We start from the raw sequence: 3,739 nt of genomic DNA on the forward strand, positions 1-3,739 counted from the left end.
TGCCGTGATACCAGCGCACCGGCACCAACCCACGACGGCGACGCGGGAACCCCGCCGACCCGTCACCGTTGTTGCGGCGTTTCACCGCCGCGAACCACGCATCCGAAAACCGGCGCAACACCGACCGCGCACCGGTGGTGTCGAGTTCGGCGAACGTGCCCGGCCCCGACACCGCCAACTCCCGGCACAACTCCTGATAACCCACCAGCGGCACGTCACCGCGGCGGCGCCGCCACGCGTTGACCTCCAACACACACGCCCACACGTCACCGGCCGAACGCAACAGGCCGAAACACCGCCGCCGCTGCCCCGCCGTCACCCGCAGAGCGACACGCGCAGTGCGATGCACCACCCGCGGCGCGGCAGGATCCCGACGACGAGGCACGAGGCGAAGCCAACACCACCCATACGACACTTTCCCGACGCCGACCAACCCGGCGAACGTTAGTGGACACCGCTTAGCCGATCACGCCGGGCGGGGCCGCCGCGGGTGAACAGCCTCACCCGCAGCGCGGCCCGGTGTCTCAGTCGGCCCGGGCCAGGGTGACGCCGAACAGGCCGTCCGGGTCGGTCCAGAAGGCCTGCGGGTCGAATCCGGCAGCCGTCAGCTCGGCCGCGATCCCCTCCGGCCGGAACTTCGCCGAGATCTCGGTGCGCAACTCCTCCCCGGCGGCGAACTCGACGTCCAGGTCGAGCACGTGCACCCGCATCGGGCGCTCGGCGCGCAGCCGCATCTCGATCCACTCGTGCTCCGGGTCCCAGACCGCCACGTGGGCGAACGCCTCCGGGTCGAAGTCCGCCCCCAGCTCGCGGTTGATCACCCGCAGCACGTTCCGGTTGAAGTCGGCGGTCACCCCGGCGGCGTCGTCGTACGCCGGCACGATGACCGCCGGGTCCTTCACCAGGTCGGTGCCGATCAGCAGCCAGTCGCCGGCCTCCAACGCGGCGCGCATCGCGGTCAGGAACTCGGTCCGCTCGATCGGCATCAGGTTGCCGATGGTGCCGCCGAGGAAGACCACAAGCCGCCGGCCACCGGTGGGCAGCCGGTCCAGCTGCCGGGTGAAGTCACCGACGATGCCGCGCACCCGCAGGCGCGGGTACTCGGCGGCGATCTCCTCGGTGGACTGGCGCAGCGCGCTCACCGAGACGTCCAGCGGTACGAAGGTGCCCAGCCCGCCGCGGCGGGTGAAGGCGTCCAGCAGCAGCCGGGTCTTCTCCGACGAGCCGGAGCCCAGCTCGATGAGCGTCTTGGCGCCGGTCAGCTCGGCGATGTCACCGGCGTGCTCGGCCAGCACGGCCCGCTCGGCGTGGGTCGGGTAGTACTCCGGCAGCCGGGTGATCGCCTCGAAGAGTTCGCTGCCCCGGGCGTCGTAGAACCACTTCGGTGGCAACCACTTCGGTTCGGCGGTCAACCCGACTCGGACGTCCTGCCGCAGGCTGCGGACGACGTCCTGCTCTTCCAGGTAGATCTCCAGTGGCTCCGCGCTCATGAGGTGTCCCTTCGGTTGGCGAGCGTCCCTGTCCCACCTGCGAAAAACTCCGGCGTCACGCACCTACCAGGGCGCGGGTGCGCACCCCGGTGGCCGTGGCCACCACCAACTGCCCGTCCGGCACCGGCTGCCAGGCGGGGTCGTCGTCGAGCGGCTCGGAGGCCAGCAGCACCGACCGCTCGGTCACGCGGACCGACAGCGCGTGCCCGGCGGCGCTGGCCACCACCGTCCGGCCGTCGGTCAGCAGCAGGTTCAGCCGCGAGCCTGGCGCGGCCGCCTCGACCACCGCCACCGTGTCGGCGACCGCCCGGCCCGGTTCCTCCCCGGCCCGCAGCCGGTGCCGGACCAGCGCCCACAGCAGCGCGGCGTCGGTCGGCGCGTCCAGCGTGAGCAGGTCCCGCACGGGCAGCTCGGCGGCGAGCGGCACCACCGCGTCGGGCCAGCCCCGGACCACCCCGTTGTGGCTGAACAGCCAGCGCCCCTCGGCGAACGGCGCGGCGGCGCCCTCGGTCACCGGCATGCCGACGGTGGCGGAGCGGACGGCGGCCAGCACCGCGCCGGAGAGGGTCACCGCGGCCAGCTCTGGGAGGGTGGTGTCACCCCAGATCGGCTGGGCGCGCCGGTAGCGCACCGGGTCACCGTCGGCCGGGTACCAGCCGACGCCGAAGCCGTCCGCGTTGATCGTGCCGCCGCCGCGCATGTCCCGCGGCGCCCAGGACTGCCGCAGCAGCGAGTACGGCGGGTCGTAGAGCAGGCTCCGCAGGCTGACCGGTGGACCCAGATACGCCAGGTGCCGACACATCAGGCGGCACGCCCCGTCACCCGTGGACCTCCTCGGTAAGGGCGTCCCGGGCGCAGCGGAAGCCGCTGAAGATCTGCCGCCGGATCGGGTAGTCCCAGTTGCGGAAGGTGCCCCGGCAGGCCGCCTTGTCGGTGCCGAACGAGCCGCCGCGCAGCACCCGGTAGTCGTCGCCGAAGAAGACCTCGGAGTACTCCCGGTACGGGAACGCGGTAAAGCCGGGATGCCCGCGGAAGGTCGTCGACGTCCACTCCCAGACGTCACCGATCAGCTGGTGCACGCCGAGCGGCGAGGCGCCGGCCGGGTAGGCGCCCACCGGCGCCGGCCACAGGTGCCGCTGCCCCAGGTTGGCGTGCTCCGCGGTCGGGTCCTCGTCGCCCCACGGGTAACGGCGGGAGCGGCCGGTCGCCGGGTCCCACCGGGCGGCCTTCTCCCACTCCGCCTCGGTGGGCAGCCGCTTGCCGGCCCAGGCCGCGTACGCCTCCGCCTCGTAAAAGCAGACGTGCACCACCGGCTCGTCGTCGCGTACCGGGGACCAGCGGCCGAACCGCTGGTACGCCCAGCCGTCACCGTCCCGGCGCCAGTGCATCGGCGCGGTCAGCCCCGCCTCGGTACGGTGTCGCCAGCCCGCCTCGCTCCACCAGCGCGGCTGGTCGTAGCCGCCGTCGGCGATGAACCGCCGGTACTCGCCGTTGGTGACCGGTGCGGCGTCGATGACGTACGCGGGCAGCTCGACGGTGTGCGCCGGGCGCTCGTTGTCCAGCGCCCACGGGTCGGTGGAGGTGCCCATGGTGAACGGGCCGGCCGGCACCAGCACGTCGCCGGCCACCCGGACGCGCGGCTCGGGCGGCGGCGGCGCGTGCAGCACCGGCGGGCCGGAGCGCAGCTGGTGGGTGGCGAGCATGGTCTCGTCGTGCTGCTGCTCGTGCTGGACGACCATGCCGAAGGCGAACCCGTCCGCGACGAGTTCGCGGTCGGTGAAGCGGACGCCGTCGAGCAGGTCGTAGACCTTGTCCCGCACCGTCGCCACGTAGGCGCGCGCCTGGGTGGGCGGCAGCAGGGGCAGCCGGGGCCGGTCCTTGCGGGGCTGCTTGAACGCGTCGTACAGGTCGTCGATGTCCCGCCGTACCGGCTCGCGTCCGCCGACGTCCCGGACGAGCCAGAGCTCCTCCTGGTTGCCGACGTGGGCCAGGTCCCAGACCAGTGGGGACATCAGCGGCGAGTGCTGGCGCATCAGGTCGTCGTCGTCCACCGCCTCGGTGAGCAGCGCCGTGCGGGCCCGGGTCCGCTCCAGCTCCTCGGCGATCCGGCTGCGCAGCCGCTCCGTCTCCGTGCCCGGCTCCTCGGTGGTCGTCACCGGTGCCCCCTCTCCACGGCGGCGCGGCGCCGCCGGATTCCTCGGCTCGTCTCCTCGTGCGGGCCCGCGGGCAGCTCCCGCGCCGGCCGGGCC

At 73.4% G+C, this 3,739-nt stretch carries 4 protein-coding genes; all 4 read right to left on the minus strand.

Annotated elements, in window-relative coordinates; translation table 11 throughout:
* Positions 1-253, minus strand: a 253-nt coding sequence (locus DKL51_RS27760) for a hypothetical protein (protein WP_148097861.1), incomplete at its 3' end; no start/stop codon positions are given.
* A gap of 271 nt (positions 254-524) precedes the next feature.
* Positions 525-1,490 (minus strand): L-histidine N(alpha)-methyltransferase, encoded by a 966-nt coding sequence (gene egtD, locus DKL51_RS27765; protein WP_109948225.1) that lies wholly within the window; start codon positions 1,488-1,490, stop codon positions 525-527.
* A gap of 55 nt (positions 1,491-1,545) precedes the next feature.
* The gene (gene egtC / locus DKL51_RS27770; protein ID WP_109948224.1) at positions 1,546-2,292 is read right to left on the minus strand and encodes an ergothioneine biosynthesis protein EgtC; all 747 of its coding nucleotides are present in this window, start codon (positions 2,290-2,292) and stop codon (positions 1,546-1,548) included.
* A 16-nt stretch (positions 2,293-2,308) separates the two neighbouring features.
* Positions 2,309-3,646, minus strand: coding sequence for an ergothioneine biosynthesis protein EgtB (gene egtB / locus DKL51_RS27775; RefSeq protein ID WP_109948223.1), 1,338 nt, complete (start codon positions 3,644-3,646; stop codon positions 2,309-2,311).
* Positions 3,647-3,739 lie beyond the last annotated feature (93 nt).

The sequence above is a fragment of the Micromonospora globispora genome (assembly GCF_003857015.1).
GTDB lineage: Bacteria > Actinomycetota > Actinomycetes > Mycobacteriales > Micromonosporaceae > Micromonospora > Micromonospora globispora.